This is a genomic window from Streptomyces coffeae, from assembly GCF_016741875.1.
In the GTDB taxonomy this organism is placed as follows: domain Bacteria; phylum Actinomycetota; class Actinomycetes; order Streptomycetales; family Streptomycetaceae; genus Streptomyces; species Streptomyces coffeae.
The window spans coordinates 123,044-137,202 of sequence record NZ_JAERRF010000023.1 but is presented as its reverse complement, the minus strand read 5'-3'; the positions used below and the strand labels follow the sequence as shown (position 1 = coordinate 137,202).

The 14,159-nt window shown below is 70.6% G+C and carries 13 protein-coding genes; 1 reads left to right on the top strand and 12 read right to left on the bottom strand.

What is annotated here, in order from left to right; genetic code table 11:
* The 9 genes from JK363_RS30785 to JK363_RS30745 all read right to left on the bottom strand — a co-directional run.
* Positions 1–318: flavodoxin-dependent (E)-4-hydroxy-3-methylbut-2-enyl-diphosphate synthase (locus JK363_RS30785; RefSeq protein ID WP_201880091.1), on the bottom strand; the 318-nt coding region annotated here is incomplete at its 3' end.
* A gap of 4 nt (positions 319–322) precedes the next feature.
* The gene (hpnH, locus tag JK363_RS30780) at positions 323–1,345 is read right to left on the bottom strand and encodes an adenosyl-hopene transferase HpnH (RefSeq protein ID WP_201880088.1); all 1,023 of its coding nucleotides are present in this window, start codon (positions 1,343–1,345) and stop codon (positions 323–325) included.
* The gene (locus tag JK363_RS30775; protein ID WP_201880086.1) at positions 1,296–2,033 is read right to left on the bottom strand and encodes a phosphorylase family protein; all 738 of its coding nucleotides are present in this window, start codon (positions 2,031–2,033) and stop codon (positions 1,296–1,298) included. Before JK363_RS30775 ends, hpnH begins: the two co-directional genes overlap by 50 nt.
* Positions 2,033–3,976: a squalene--hopene cyclase gene (shc, locus tag JK363_RS30770; RefSeq protein ID WP_201880083.1), complete on the bottom strand. Its 1,944-nt coding sequence runs from the start codon at positions 3,974–3,976 to the stop codon at positions 2,033–2,035. The genes JK363_RS30775 and shc overlap by 1 nt, the downstream gene beginning before the upstream one ends.
* A 108-nt stretch (positions 3,977–4,084) precedes the next feature.
* The gene (locus JK363_RS30765) at positions 4,085–5,182 is read right to left on the bottom strand and encodes a polyprenyl synthetase family protein (RefSeq protein ID WP_201880080.1); all 1,098 of its coding nucleotides are present in this window, start codon (positions 5,180–5,182) and stop codon (positions 4,085–4,087) included.
* Positions 5,179–6,678 (bottom strand): hydroxysqualene dehydroxylase HpnE, encoded by a 1,500-nt coding sequence (gene hpnE / locus JK363_RS30760; protein WP_201880078.1) that lies wholly within the window; start codon positions 6,676–6,678, stop codon positions 5,179–5,181. Before hpnE ends, JK363_RS30765 begins: the two co-directional genes overlap by 4 nt.
* Positions 6,675–7,640 carry a presqualene diphosphate synthase HpnD gene (hpnD, locus tag JK363_RS30755; RefSeq protein ID WP_201880074.1) on the bottom strand — a complete coding sequence of 322 codons (966 nt, stop codon included), beginning with the start codon at positions 7,638–7,640 and terminating at the stop codon, positions 6,675–6,677. The genes hpnE and hpnD overlap by 4 nt, the downstream gene beginning before the upstream one ends.
* Positions 7,637–8,500 carry a squalene synthase HpnC gene (hpnC, locus tag JK363_RS30750; protein WP_201880116.1) on the bottom strand — a complete coding sequence of 288 codons (864 nt, stop codon included), beginning with the start codon at positions 8,498–8,500 and terminating at the stop codon, positions 7,637–7,639. The genes hpnD and hpnC overlap by 4 nt, the downstream gene beginning before the upstream one ends.
* Before the next feature lie 454 nt (positions 8,501–8,954).
* Positions 8,955–9,695 carry a TetR/AcrR family transcriptional regulator gene (locus tag JK363_RS30745; RefSeq protein ID WP_201880071.1) on the bottom strand — a complete coding sequence of 247 codons (741 nt, stop codon included), beginning with the start codon at positions 9,693–9,695 and terminating at the stop codon, positions 8,955–8,957.
* 537 nt (positions 9,696–10,232) lie between these two features.
* Between JK363_RS30745 and JK363_RS30740 the strand changes: the two genes are divergently transcribed.
* On the top strand, positions 10,233–10,952 hold the full coding sequence (locus tag JK363_RS30740; RefSeq protein WP_201880067.1) for an RNA polymerase sigma factor: 720 nt from the start codon (positions 10,233–10,235) through the stop codon (positions 10,950–10,952).
* Between the two features lie 475 nt (positions 10,953–11,427).
* Here the strand turns inward: JK363_RS30740 and JK363_RS30735 are convergent, their stop codons facing one another.
* The 3 genes from JK363_RS30735 to JK363_RS30725 all read right to left on the bottom strand — a co-directional run bounded on the left by JK363_RS30735 (position 11,428) and on the right by JK363_RS30725 (position 14,156).
* Positions 11,428–12,207, bottom strand: coding sequence for an ABC transporter ATP-binding protein (locus tag JK363_RS30735; protein WP_215911440.1), 780 nt, complete (start codon positions 12,205–12,207; stop codon positions 11,428–11,430).
* Positions 12,208–12,271: 64 nt separating this feature from the next.
* Positions 12,272–13,204: an ABC transporter permease gene (locus tag JK363_RS30730; protein WP_201880061.1), complete on the bottom strand. Its 933-nt coding sequence runs from the start codon at positions 13,202–13,204 to the stop codon at positions 12,272–12,274.
* Positions 13,205–13,283: 79 nt separating this feature from the next.
* Positions 13,284–14,156 (bottom strand): glycosyltransferase family 2 protein, encoded by an 873-nt coding sequence (locus JK363_RS30725; protein WP_201880058.1) that lies wholly within the window; start codon positions 14,154–14,156, stop codon positions 13,284–13,286.
* Between the last annotated feature and the right edge of the window lie 3 nt (positions 14,157–14,159).

Below are 14,159 nucleotides of genomic sequence, written 5' to 3'. Positions count from 1 at the left end.
ATACTTCGGCTGGAAGTGGATATCGGCGATCACCGGGATCTGCGACTTCCGCGCGATCACCGGCAGCGCCTCGGCGTCGTCCTGCGACGGGCACGCCACCCGCACGATCTGGCACCCCGACGCCGTCAGCTCCGCGATCTGCTGGAGGGTGGCCCCGATGTCCGCGGTCACCGTCGTCGTCATCGACTGCACCGACACCGGAGCGTCACCGCCCACCGCCACCGACCCGACCTGGAGGCGGCGTGAGCGGCGGCGTGGGGCGAGCGGCCTGCCCGGCACCGCGGGCAGGCCGAGTGAGACGGGCTCCCCTGCGCTCATGGCGTCACCGGCCCCCTGTGGCGGTCTCCCGCGCGGCGCGCAGCGACTCCTTGAGCGAGCTCATGGTGGCCAGGACGGCGGTGGGCTCGTAGCCACAGTGAGCCATGCAGTTCTCGCAGCGTGGGTCCTTGCCGCGGCCGTAACTGTCCCAGTCGGTCTCCTCCACCAGCCGGCGGTAGGTGGGCACATAGCCGTCGCTCATCAGATAGCAGGGGCGCTGCCAGCCGAACAGCGAGTAGTTGGGGATGCCCCACGCGGTGCACGGGAAGTCCGTTCTGCCCTCGAGGAAGTCCAGGAACAGCGGACTGTGGTTGAGCCGCCAGCGGCGGCGGTTGCCGCCCGCGAACGCCTTTCTGAACAGCTCTCGGGTCTGCTCGACACCGAGGAAGTGCTCCTGGTCGGGCGCCTTCTCATAGGCATAGGCGGGCGAGATCATCATCTCGTCCACCTTGAGGTCGTCGTTGAGGTAGTTGAGCACGTCGATGACGGTCTGCGGGGTGTCGGTATTGAAGAAGGTGGAATTGGTGGTGACCCGGAAGCCCCGCCGCTTCGCCTCCTTGATGGCCGCCACCGCCTCGTCGAACACCCCCTCCTTCGCCACCGATTCGTCGTGCCGCTCCCGCAGCCCGTCGATGTGCACGGCGAAGGCGAAGTACGGGGAGGGAGTGAACAGATCCATCTTCTTGCGCAGCAGCATCGCGTTGGTGCACAGGAAGACATACTTCCGCCGCGCCACCAGCTGCTGGGTGATCTCGTCGATCTGGGGGTGCATCAGCGGTTCACCACCCGCGATGGAGACCATCGGCGCCCCGGACTCCAGCACCGCGCCCACCGCCTGCGCGACCGGCATCCGCTGCTTCAGCACCCCGGCCGGGTGCTGGATCTTTCCGCAGCCCTCGCATTTGAGATTGCAGGCGAAGAGCGGCTCGAGCTCCACGATCAGCGGGAACTTGTCCCGGCGCTTGATCACCTTCTGGTCAAAGAGATACGTCGCGACCCGGATGGTCTGTCGGAGAGGCATGGCCATCTAGCTCACCTCCTGGGAGCAGCGATTTGCGGTGCCAGAGGAAAAATGCGGGAAGAACGGTCCGTAGTACCCGGAAGGCAGATATTCCACCGCGCAGTGTGCCGATCCGGACGAGTTCATGTTCCGGAGCGTCCACGACCACCCGTACGGCCGCAACCGGGCGGGCGCCCTGGCGCACGGCGCTGCGCAGGGTGGCGGCGGACTCCATGTCCACCGCGATGGCTCCGGTGGTGTGCAGCGCGGCTCGTTCCGCACCCCGCACCACATGGTTCGATCCGGCCACCGGGCCGATGTGCACGGTCCGCCGCGGGCCGCGCGGGGGCCCGGACGGCACCAGATGTGACAGGGCGTCGGCGAGAAACGCGGTGCCGGCGCACACGGTGCGCCCGCCCGGGTCACGGGTCTCGTCGGCGACCACCAGATCCCCCGGGTGCATCCCGGGGGCGAGTCCGGCGCAGAAGCCGGTGGCGACAACGGCGGTGGGGACCGCGGGAGCATCGGAGGTCCCGGCCAGCGCCCGGGCCACCGCGCGCTCGGCGGCCTGCGGCCCCATACCGGTGCGCAGCACGGACACCGGCCCGGCGGCCCCGTCCGTGTCGCCTCCCCGCAGGGCGAACCGCTCGATGCCGAGCGCACAGGCGATCAGCAGCGGCGGGCCCGCGGGGTCCGGGGCCGGTCCGGCGGACATCAGGATCTCCGCGGCCGCGCCCCGGTGGCCTCGTCATGGACGAATCGCCCGAGTGCCGTGAGGGGGAAGACCTGCCGGTACAGGTGGTAGTTGATGGAGAAGTCCCAGGGGAAGCCGGTGCCGGTGAAGTACGGCTCGTCCCAGGAGCCGTCCGCCGCTTGCGTGGCGGCCAGCCAGCCGACCCCGCGCTCGACGGCCTTGCTCTCCCGCTCCCCTGCCGCCAGCAGCGCCAGCAGCGCCCACGCGGTCTGGGAGGCGGTGGAGGCGCCCCGGCCGATCCATTCCGGGTCGGGGTAGGAGCGCTGGTCCTCGCCCCAGCCGCCGTCCTCGTTCTGCACGCTCTCCAGCCAGCGCACCGCGCGGCGGACGGCCTGGTGGGAGGCGGGGACCCCGGCGGTGATCAGCGCGGGGACGACGGAGCCGGTGCCGTAGACGTAGTTGGTGCCCCAGCGGCCGAACCACGCCCCGCTGGGCTCCTGCTCGGCCAGCAGCCAGGCGATACCGCGCCGGGTGCGGGCGTCGTAGGACCGGCCCTCGTGGGCGAGCATCTCCACGACATGGGCGGTGACATCGGCCGACGGCGGGTCGATGACCTCCCCGAAGTCGCAGAACGGCAGCCGGTTGGGCAGCGGGCTGGTGTTGTCGACATCGAAGGCGCCCCAGGCGCCGTTCTTCGACTGCATCCCGAGCGTCCAGCGCATACCGCGCCGCACCGCCGCCTCGATCCGCTCGGGCTCGGGGTGGTCGATCCGGCGCAGCGCCAGGATGACTTCGGCGGTGTCGTCGATATCGGGGTAGTTGTCGTTGTGGAATTCGAAGGCCCAGCCGCCGGAGGGCAACCCGGGCCGCCGCACCGACCAGTCACCGGGCCGGTCGATCTGCTCGGTGAGCATCCAGTCGGCGGCCTTGACCAGCGCCGGGTGACCGGGCTCGAGTCCGGCGTCGGCGAGCGCGATGGCGGCCAGACAGGTGTCCCAGACCGGGGACTGACAGGCTTCGATCATGCGGCTGCCATCCTCCCGCCACACCGCGAAGCGGTCCAGCGAGGCCAGCCCGGCGCGCATCACCGGGTGGTCGAGGTCGTAGCCGAGAAGGTGGAGGGCGATCAGGGAGTAGACGGCGGGCGGCTGGATACCGCCCCAGCAGCCGTCGTTCTCCTGCCGTTCGACGATCCAGCGGGCGCAGGAGCGCAGCGCGGCCCGGCGCAGCGGTCCGACGGCCACCTTGCGGTAGGCGTGCAGCGCCCGGTCCAGCCGCTGGAAGGCACCGTCCCAGGAGGCGACGGGGGCGGGGCGGCGCGGTGGTCTCGGCCGCCGGGGGTCGGTGTGCAGCTCGTCGAGGGGGAACGGGGCGGGGCGCACGGGGCGGTGGGCGGAGACGATGGTGAGGGGGACGATGGTCTGCCGGGCCCAGCAGCCGAAGTCGTAGATGTTGAGCGGGAGCCACTTCGGGAAGTAGATGATCTCGGGTGGCAGTTCGGGCAGGTCCTCCCAGCGCCACCAGCCGAAGAGGGCCAGCCAGATGCGGGTGAAGACGCGGCTGCGGGTGATACCGCCCTCCGCGCGCACCCAGGCGGAGGCCGCGGCCATATGGGGCGCGTCCGGCTCGTCCCCGGCCAGCCGGAGGGCGACATACGCCTCGATGGTGGCGGACAGCTCGGGCGGGCCGCCGTGGAAGGTGGCCCAGGTGCCGTCCTCGCACTGCTGGGCGCGCAGATGGCGGGCCGCGGCGTCGAGGACGCGGGAGTCCGGGATCCCCAGGAACTGCCGGAGCATCAGGTCCTCGGCGTCCATGGTGACGTTGGTCTCGAGGTCGCCCTTCCACCAGCCCCGCTCGTCCTGGCGGGAGAGCAGGTGGTCGACCGCGCGGGCCGTCGCCTTCCGTGCGGCCTCTAACGACTCGGACTGGGGTGACTCGGAGGGCTGGACGGTTGTCGCTGTCATGGCTTCCCCTCTGCAGTGTGCGATCTCTGCCGTCGTTGGGGCCTCAAGTCGGCCGGCACCCCGGCTGGGTGCCGGCCGGCGACTGCGAGCTGGGCGCGGCGAAAACGATCATCTCTCTCGTACGACGACGAAGTCGGCAAGCGCCACGAACTGGGCACGGACGGCGGCGGGCATATCCACCGCGTCGAGGGCCTCCATGGCGGTCGCATGCTGACGGCGGGCCTCCTTCGAGGTCCAGTCCCGGCCGCCGGCCTGCTCGATCAGCGCGGCGCGGGTGGCGAACTCCTCCTCGGAGAAGTCGGCGAACTCCGCTTCCGGCTTGTGCGCGTCGGTGGCGAGGATCTGGGCCAGGTGCTCGGAGTCGGGTCCGCCCGCGGCCAGGGCGGCGACCACCGGCAGGGACTTCTTGCGCTGGCGCAGATCGCTCCAGGTGCGCTTGCCGGTGGCCTCCGGGTCGCCCCAGATGCCGAGCAGGTCGTCGACGGCCTGGAAGGCCAGTCCCAGGTGGTAGCCGTAGCGCTCCAGAGCGTCGGCGGTGCGGTCGTCGGCCCCGCCGAGGACGGCACCGATGGAGGCGGCGCAGGCGAGCAGCGCGCCGGTCTTGTTGCCCTCCATCTCCAGGCACTCCTCGACGGTCACCCGCTCGCGGTGCTCGTAGGAGATGTCCTGGGCCTGACCGTCGATCAGATCCCGGGAGGCGGAGGTGAGCCGACGGGTCGCCCGCCCGGCCTCCGCGGTGCCGAGCTCCAGCAGTATTTCGTTGGCCAGCGCGAACAGCGCGTCCCCGACGAGGATGGCCTGCGCCGGTCCGTGCACCTTCCAGACGGTGTCGCGGTGGCGTCGCTGCTCGTCGCCGTCCATCAGGTCGTCGTGGAGCAGCGAGAAGTTGTGGACCAGTTCGACCGCGACCGCGCCGGGCACGCCGACCTCCGGGGCGGCGCCCGCCGCCTCGGCCGACAGCAGCGCCAGCGCGGGCCGGACGGCCTTGCCGCCGTCGCCCGCGGTGGGGCGGCCCTCGGTGTCGATCCAGCCGAAGTGGTAGGCGGCGACGGTGTCCATGGGCGGGGCGAGCCGGCCCACGGCGGCGCGCAGCACCGGCGTGGCAAGCGTACGGCCGCGCTCCAGCAGCGCGTTCACGCTCGCGGTGTCGACAGCTGGGGTCGCCGGGGTCACGGTCTCTCCTCTGTTTTCTGTGGTGATGCTCATGCCGCCTCCTCGGGCGGCCCCCCGCCAGAGGCGGGGAGCTGATTCACATGCGGGCGGCCGATGTCGGAGAGGGCCGCGCGGGCAGCGGACAGCCCGCTGCGCACGGCGCCTTCCATGGTCGCGGGCCAGCCGGTGGCGGTCCACGCACCGGCCAGGTAGAGGCCGGGCGCGTTCGTGCGGGCGGTCGGCCGCAGACGGCCGACGCCGGGAACGGGAGCGAACGTGGCGGTGCGCTCCCGGGTGACGAAGAAGTCCCGCACCCCGGCGCCGCGGGCGGCGGGCAGCAGCCGCTCCAGCTCGGGCAGATAGCGGGCGCGCAGCTCGGCCACCGGACGGTCGATCTCGTCGTGGGCGGCGGACTGCGACACCGCCAGGTACTGGCTCCGCCCGGCCCCGGGGGCCCGCCGCAGCCCGGAGGCGTCCGTGCGGTCGAAGACCCACTGGACGGGGCTGCCGATGGCGGCGAAGAACGGGCGGCGCAGCACGGTGCGGTCGTAGATCACATGCAGATTGAGGATGGGCGCGGTGCCGATGCGCAGCAGCCGGTCCGGGTCGTCGAGGGCACCATCGGGCAGCAGGGCGTGGGCGTCGTGCTGCGGTACGGCGAGCACCACGGTGTCCGCGTCCTCCAGCGGCCGCGCGGGTGAGGTTCCGTCGGCGAGGTGCGGGCGCCAGCGGCCCTCGGGGGTGCGGTTGACGGCGGTCACCCGGGTGCGCATCTCGGTGCGGACGCCCCCGGTGTCCAGCGCGGCGCGGGCGAGGGTGTGGTGCAGTTCGCCGAGGGGGGCGCGGGCCCAGCCGATGTCGGCGGCGCCGGGCCGGGAGAGCAGCCCGGTCTTGAAGACCATGGCGGCCAGGCCCAGCGAGGCGTGACGGGCGGTGGCGTTGAGCGTGGCCACGCCGACCAGGTCCCACAGCGCCTCGACGGCGCGCGGCGACTGGCCGTGGCGGTGCAGCCAGCTCGCGAAGTCCTCGCCGTCCAGGGCCGGGTCCTCGGGGTCCAGCCGTCCCAGTGCGAGCGCGGCGCGGCCCACCCGGGCGCGCTCGGCGAGGGTGAGGTGCGGATAGGAGGCGAGGCTCGCGGCGAGGTGCAGCGGCACCGGCAGGGCGGTGCGGCGCAGCCGCCCGAGCCGCCGCCCCGGGCTGCCCTCGGCGTCCAGTACGGGAACGTCCAACCGGCCCTGGAGCGGGGCGAGTTGAGCCGCGTCCAGCCGGTCCAGGAACCACCGGTAGGCGGTGCAGCACCGCAGATAGACATGCTGGCCGTTGTCGACGGTCAGCTCGCCCGCGGATGAGGAGCGGCGGAAGGAGAAGGCCAGGCCGCCCAGGCGGGGCCGCCCCTCGAGGAGCGTCACCCGCATCCCGGCGTCGGCGAGGGCGAGCGCCGCCGTCGTACCGGCGAGACCGCCGCCGATCACCAGGGCGCCACGGCCGCGCGCGGTGCCCTCCGGCCGGGGCGCGCCCCGGTGGCCGGGGTGGGTGAGGGGGGCCGTCATCGGACCGTCCCCCCGGCCCGGCGGCGCGCGACCGCGCGGGCGTCGAGTCCGGCCAGCCCGCGCACGGCGACATACGCCTTCTCGTGGCCGGGCAGCGAAACGCGGCCGCGCAGAACGGCCGCGGGGTCCCGGGCGATACGGTCCAGAAGTCTGCGGTAGATGCCCGCCATGGCGGCCACGCACGCCCCGCTGCGGCGGTCCAGCAGCGGCAGCAGCCGGAAGCCGTCGTCGAACAGCGCCCTGGCTCGCCGCACCTCGAAGTGGACCAGGCCGGTGAAGTCGGCGTCGGGCGGGGCGGTGGAGCGGCGGAACGCGGCGGAACAGCCGAACTTGGCCAGGTCCTCGGCGGGCAGATAGGTCCGCCCGGCGGCGGCGTCCTCGCGGACGTCCCGCAGGATGTTGGTCAGCTGGAGGGCGAGGCCGAGGGTGTCGGCGTACTCGGAGGCGCGCCCGAGCTCGTCCTCGCTGTGTCCGGCGGCGGGCACGGTCCCGAAGACACCGAGCGAGAGCCGTCCGATGGCGCCCGCCACACAGCGGCAGTAGACCTTGAGGTCGTCCCAGGTCTCGTAGGTCCGCCCGGCCACGTCCATCAGCACGCCGTCGATCAGCTCCTCGAGCCCGCCGAGCGGGATGGGGAAGCGATGGGCGGCGTGGGCGAGGGCGACGGCGACCGGATCGGTGTCGTCCTCGTCGATCCCGCCGTTCCTGATCCGGCCGAGCAGGGTGCGGGTGCTCGCGAGCCGGGCCCGCTTGGCGTCGGCGTCGAGGGCGCCGTCGCCGATGTCGTCGATCCTGCGGGAGAAAGCGTAGAGCGCCGACATGGCGTGGCGCTTGTCGGTGGGCAGCAGCCTGATGCCGTAGGCGAAGTTGCGGGCCTGGTGCCCGGTCACGGCCTCGCAGTAGCGGTAGGCCGCGAGCACCGGCGCGGACGCGTGCGGAGATCCGTTCACGGTCCGGCTCACCCCTCTCTTCGCAGTGTCGCCCCCACCTCGCGCAGCAGGCTGAGCTTGGTGGGCCTGGGCGGTCCAGGGAGTACGTCATGTCCCGTGGCCGCGACCGCCCGCAAGGCGGCTCTCCCCCCGGCCACGAATCCGGCCAGCAGCACCTTGAGCCTGCCGTGGACGCTACCCACCAGCGGGGTGCCTTCATTCAGCAGGGCCTCGGCGCGTTCCGCCTCGTACGCGACCAGTGCACGCACCGATGCGCCGCCCCTGGGGGCGGCGAGATCGGCCTCGGTCACTCCGAAGCGTTTCATGTCCTCGGCGGGGAGGTAGATGCGGTCCCTGCGGAGGTCCTCGGCCACGTCCTGGAGGTGCTCGACGATCTGGAGAGCGGTGCAGATCGCGTCGGAGCGGCGGATCCGCTCGGGGCTCGCGGTGCCGGTGATGCCGAGGACGAGCCGCCCCACCGGGTTGGCGGACAGCTCGCAGTAGTCCAGGAGCTCCTGGTAGCCGGCGTACCGCCGGACCCGCTGGTCCTGACGGTTGGCCTCGATCAGGCCGAGGAAGGGCTCGGGGGTGAGGCCATGGCGGTGGACGGTGGGGCGCAGGGCGCGCAGCAGCGGATGGCGCGGGGTGGCGGTGGGGTCGAAGACCCGATGCAGATCCGCCTCGAAGGCGTCGAGCAGGGCGAGGGTGTCGTCCGCGCGGCCGGGGTCGAGACCGAGCAGCGCGGCGTCGGCGCCGCCGGGGGGAAGGTCGCCGTCGCCGATGTCGTCGACCAGCCGGGCGTAGCCGTAGATCGCCATGAGGTCGGTGCGCCAGGCGCGCGGCAGGAAGAAGGGCGCCACCGGAAAGTTCTCGTGCGCGGCCTTGGCGAGCACGGCGCGAGCGGCCTGCTGCTCGACGGTCGGGCTGCTCGACGTGGTGGTCGGGCTGCTCGACGTGGTAAAGAAACGGCTGCGCTCGCCCTCGACGGTCACCGTGGACAGCCAGGCGTACGGGTGAGGACCAGGACGCCATGCGGATCCCGGCGACCGGGGCCCGTGGGAGCGCTGGAGAGGGGCCGTGTAGCCAATGCCGTCACATCCCCCGTTCTACACCGGTTACCAGGGTCGGCACGATCCGGACACGCCGCGCCACCAGGTCAAGGGCGTCCGGCCCAGAGCCCCCGAACAGGGGACAACGGCCCGGGTCCGACATGATCCGGATGGGCATTGCTCCAGCTTACGCCTCCCGGTGTACAGATGTACGGGAGTACACCCCCTTGTGCCCCCTTCGCGCCCGGCGCGGGCGCGCCACCGGCACGGCACCGGGCCGGGTGCGCTGGGCGACCGGTCAGGCCACGTCCTCGTAGAACTCGTCGATGTCGAGCACCGTGCAGAGGCTGCGCAGCTCGAACTCGAAGAACGACTGTCCCTCGGCCAGGGCGAAGGACATATGGCCGAGCGCCTCCATGGAGATCACCCCGTACAGCCGCACCCAGCAGCGGAGCATGACCGCGATGGCGCCGGGCGGCATGTCGACGTCCTGGTCCTCGCTGAGGGTGGCCAGCTGGCGGGCGAGCCCGGCGTCGAGCTCCTCGCCCTCGGGGGCGGGGAAGCCGCGCAGCCGCCACAGGTCGGAGACCAGATCGGAGAAGACGGAGCCGAGGACCAGCCCCATATGCCGCTCGGGCTTGGTCTCCCCCCGGCCGAGCCCTGGGGCCCACGGCCCCAGGATGAGACCGAACTCATGGGGGTGCTTGATCGCCCAGACCCGCATCGCCCGGGCGCCGCTGATCAGCCTGCGGCCGGGCTCGTCCTCCGGGAGCTTGCCGAGGACCCCGCGCATGAAGCGGGCCATCTCCTCGAAGATGTCCACCCGCAGCTGGAGGATGAGCGCGTCACGGCTGCTGAAGTAGCGGTAGACAGCCGGCGCGGTCATGCCCATCTCACGGGCGATGGCCCGGATGGTGACGTTCTCCGGACCCTCCTGGACCAGGAGCGTCCGGGCCACGTCCTTGATCTCACGGATGGTCGCGATGCGCAGCCGCTCGCGCCGTGAGTACGGTGCGACGTGCGCTTCCCCTGGCGACACGCGTCCCCCTCCCTGATGCCCCCGCCGCTCGGTAACCCGGCGTACAGGCACACGATACAGCGCCTCTGTTTAGTGAACAGCAGCAGCGGCGGTGCCTCTGGTTCACACAAGGGGACGACGGCGTCCCGGTGGCCGCTCCGGACCGGCCGCCGACCCGTCCGACGGCCCGCCTGACGGCCGGTCTGACGACTGGTCGGACATCTTCCGGCACCATCTCCGCGCCTCCAACATCCATCCAACGTCAATCAGTTCGAGAGACAAAATCCACACGGTGGACATGCGTTCAGGGGTTCCCTCCCCCGGTTCACCAGGGCAAGACTGGCTACCCGCCAGTCAACGTGTGTGACCGGCCATGTAAGCAGTTGACAGGCGCCATTGGCGCCGCTCTATAGTGAACACTCGTAGCTGAGGTGAATTTGATTCTTGCTCATCTCGCGACACCTGACGGGCGCAACGGAATGGGGGGCTCCAATTCGTTCTGCGCCGTGCCGTCAGGAGCAAAGTGAAGACACGGGGGGATACGTGCACACGCGATCATTGCCCGATCTGGTCGACGGCTGCCTTGATGGGGATCAGGGCTGCTGGAATCAGATCGTCGAGCGGTATGCACCGCTTATCTGGGCCATTGCCCGCTCTCATCGACTCAGCCCGGCCGACTGCTCGGACGTCAGCCAGGCCACCTGGCTGAAGGTCGTCCAGCACCTGGACTCGCTGCGCTCGCCCGAGCGCCTGGCACAGTGGATCTCCACCGCGGCACGCCGGGAGAGCCTCAAGCATCTGGAGAAGTCGGGGCGGAACATCCCGGTCGGCGGCGCCGAGGCGTTCGACCGGCCCGAGACCTCGGGACAGCAGCCCGAGGACGCCGCCCTGGCCCGGGAGCGCGACGACGAGGTCTTAACCGCCTTCTGCGCGCTCACTCCGAAATGCCAGGCACTGCTGGGGCTGCTGGTGACGGACCCGCCGCTGTCCTATGACGAGATCAGCGAGACGCTCGCCATGCCGCGCGGTTCCATCGGGCCCATCCGGTCACGCTGTCTCGCGCATTTGAAAAAGATCCTCCAGGAACAAGGACGGATGGCGAAAAGCGATTCCGCCCTTGTCTCCCAGATTCGGGCTGCCGGGCTACGGGCATATGCCGTCAACCGCCGGACTACGCCTGAGAATGGACCGAACGGCTCTCGTGGACCTCGTCCTTCGAGCCCTCCGGCACATCGTCCACATTCTCGTCCGCATCGCGACGCGCCACGTTTTCTCTGAAGAGCGCCTGCGCATTCTCGATCACTTCGCGCGGCACCGGACCGAGAGCATCGGACAGTCGTCCCATCAATTCCGCTTGCTCATGATCCATCGCTACGGCTCCCAACTGCACGACGAGCGAGTGGGTCCCTCACCGCACCCGTCGGCGTCCGATCACTCAGCTGTTTAATCTACAACAATCCATGTCGCCTCACCATGGCGCGTCAGCGTCTGTACGACTCGGTCGAGTTGATACGGGGCACGTGCGGCGCACTGTGAAGTGTCCTCATGATGATGCTGCTCCTCCCGTTGGGCGGACCTGCACGAGCCTTCGTGCCCACCCGTACAGATACGTGATGCAACACCCTGGATACATCGGCTGGATGTTCGAGGGCAACTGGATTCAAGACGAGGGCAGTTGGACGTCCATGCGTACGACGAGGCCCCGCCGGTTCAGTCCGGCGGGGCCTCGTCAACAAGCCGAGGGCAGGCGGGGCTACTTGCCCGTCTCCTTCTCGTACGCCTTGATGACCTCGTCGGTCGGGCCGTCCATCAGCAGCTCGCCCTTCTCCAGCCACAGCACCCGGTCACAGGTGTCCCGGATGGACTTGTTGTTGTGGCTGACGAGGAAGACCGTGCCCGCGTCCTTGCGGAGCTCGCGGATCCGGGCCTCGGAGCGCTTCTGGAACTTCCGGTCACCGGTGGCCAGCGCCTCGTCGATCATCAGCACATCGTGGTCCTTGGCCGCGGCGATCGAGAAGCGCAGCCGGGCCGCCATACCGGAGGAGTAGGTGCGCATCGGCAGGGTGATGAAGTCGCCCTTCTCGTTGATCCCGGAGAAGTCGACGATGTCCTCGTAGCGCTCGCGGATCTGCTCCCGCGACATGCCCATGGCCAGTCCGCCGAGTATCACGTTCCGCTCGCCGGTCAGGTCGTTCATCAGCGCCGCGTTCACACCGAGCAGCGACGGCTGGCCGTCGGTGTAGACCTTGCCGCGCTCGGTGGGCAGCAGCCCCGCGACGGCCTTGAGCAAGGTGGACTTCCCGGAGCCATTGGAGCCGATCAGACCGATCGACTCACCGCGGTAGGCAACGAAGGTGACCCCGCGCACCGCGTGCACCTCGCGCATCCCCGGGGCGTTCTTCCGGCGGAGCATCCGGCTGAGGGCGGCGGTGGCGCTGCCCCTGCCCCGCGGGCCGCCGTTGACCCGGTAGACGATGTGCACATCGTCGGCGATGACGGTGGGAATGCGCGCCCCGGCGGCGGTCGTCGACATGGTCCCGCTCACCGCATCCGCCTTGTCCGCCGTCCCGTCCTTGGCGGCCTTGTCGAGAATCTGCTCAGCCACGGCCGTACTGCTCCTCTGCCTTCCAGAAGTACACGAAGCCAGCGACGCCGACCAGCACCGCCCAGCCCAGCGCCAGCGCCCAGACGTGCGGGGGCAGGTTCGCCGAAGAGTAGTCGTTGATCAGCGCGTACCGCATCAGATCCATGTAAACAGCCGCCGGGTTCGCCAGCAGCAGGTCGGAGACCCAGGAGTGCGCCCCGGCCTTGGCGAGCATGTGCTCCAGCGGGTACATCACGCCGGAGGCGTACATCCAGGTGCGCAGGATGAACGGCAGCAGCTGCGCCAGGTCCGGCGTCTTGGCCCCCATCCGCGCCATGATCAGCGCCAGCCCGGTGTTGAAGAGGAACTGGAGCGCCAGCACCGGGATGATCAGCACCCAGGCCAGGGCCGGGAAATGCCCGAAGCCCAGCAGCACCACCAGCAGCACGATCATCGAGAACAGCAGCTGCTGGAGCTGCTGGAGCGAGAAGGAGATCGGGAGCGAGGCCCGCGGGAAATGCAGGGCCCGCACCAGCCCCAGGTTCCCCGAGATCGCCCGGACCCCGGCCATGGCGGAGTTCTGGGTGAAGGTGAAGACGAACACACCCGTCACCAGGAACGGGATGTACATGTCGTTCTTCATCTCGCCCCTGCCGCCCAGCAGGAGGCCGAAGATGAAGAAGTACACCGCGGCGTTCAGCAGCGGCGTCGCCACCTGCCACAGCTGGCCCAGCTTGGCCTGGCTGTACTGGGCGGTGAGCTTGGCCTGCGAAAAGGCCAGGATGAAGTGGCGCCGACCCCACATCTGCCGGACGTAATCGCCCAGCCCCACCCGGGCACCGCTCACCGACAGCCCGTGCTTCCGGGCCAGCTCGGCCGGGGACAGCCCGTCGTCGGGTGAGGTGGGACTCACGGCGACCGCACTGTCGTGCGTAATCTCGCTCACAGTTGACACTTTCGTCCTCAGGGTGCGCTGACCGGGGCGGCGCCCCGGGTCGCGCCCGATGCGTATCAGTACGAGCTTGTCAGATGACCGGAGGGCGGCCCAGTCGGGTCAGGCGCCATACCGTACGCCACTTCATGGGGCGACGGGGACCGCACGGTGTCTTCCAGCCCTCGCGGAACCCTCCCAACCAGGCACGGAGCGCGGTCTTCGACGGCCGCCTGGCCAGGGTGAGCAGCAGCCAGACCCCCAGGTAGACCGGCACCAGCAGGGCAGGAAGGTTACGCCGGGCCAGCCAGACCCGGTTGCGGGCCACCATCCGGTGGTAGACCGCGTGCCTGCTCGGGGCGGTGGTCGGATGGTGCAGCACCATGTCCGACCGGTAGTCGATCATCCAGCCGGCATCCAGCGCCCGCCAGGCGAGGTCGGTCTCCTCATGGGCGTAGAAGAAGTCGTCCGGCAACCCGCCGACCTGCTGGAACACCGTGGTGCGGACCGCATTGGCACCACCCAGGAAGGTGGTGACCCGGGAGGACCGCATCGGGTCCGAGGCGCGCAGCCGGGGTACATGACGACGCTGGGTGACGCCGGTGTCGGGGTCGGCGATCCGGAAGGAGATGATCCCGAGCTCCGGATCCGCGGTGAACGCCTGACGGCACAGTTCGGCCGTGTCGACACCGGGCAGCAGCCCGTCGTCGTCGAGGAAGAGCAGTACATCGACTTCTGATCCGCCCGGTCCGAACGCCTCGATACCGACATTGCGGCCCGCCGGGATGCCCACGTTCTCGGGCAGCTCGACGGTCCGTACGCCCTCGGGGAGCTCGGGCAGCGGCGAGCCGTTGCCCACGACGACCACCTCGATCGGATCGCCGTCCTGCTTGGCGACCGAGTCGAGCAGCGCACGCAGCTCCTCGGGGCGGTTGCCCATCGTCAGGACAACCGCTCCGACCGTCATCGT

What these genes read in the sequence shown, in the direction of transcription:
- hpnH (WP_201880088.1), bottom strand. Translation starts at nt 1,345, where the DNA reads ATGGCCATGCCTCTCCGACAGACCATCCGGGTCGCGACGTATCTCTTT.
- JK363_RS30775 (WP_201880086.1), bottom strand. Translation starts at nt 2,033, where the DNA reads ATGTCCGCCGGACCGGCCCCGGACCCCGCGGGCCCGCCGCTGCTGATC.
- shc (WP_201880083.1), bottom strand. Translation starts at nt 3,976, where the DNA reads ATGACAGCGACAACCGTCCAGCCCTCCGAGTCACCCCAGTCCGAGTCG.
- JK363_RS30765 (WP_201880080.1), bottom strand. Translation starts at nt 5,182, where the DNA reads ATGAGCATCACCACAGAAAACAGAGGAGAGACCGTGACCCCGGCGACC.
- hpnE (WP_201880078.1), bottom strand. Translation starts at nt 6,678, where the DNA reads ATGACGGCCCCCCTCACCCACCCCGGCCACCGGGGCGCGCCCCGGCCG.
- JK363_RS30735 (WP_215911440.1), bottom strand. Translation starts at nt 12,207, where the DNA reads ATGTCGACGACCGCCGCCGGGGCGCGCATTCCCACCGTCATCGCCGAC.
- JK363_RS30725 (WP_201880058.1), bottom strand. Translation starts at nt 14,156, where the DNA reads ATGACGGTCGGAGCGGTTGTCCTGACGATGGGCAACCGCCCCGAGGAG.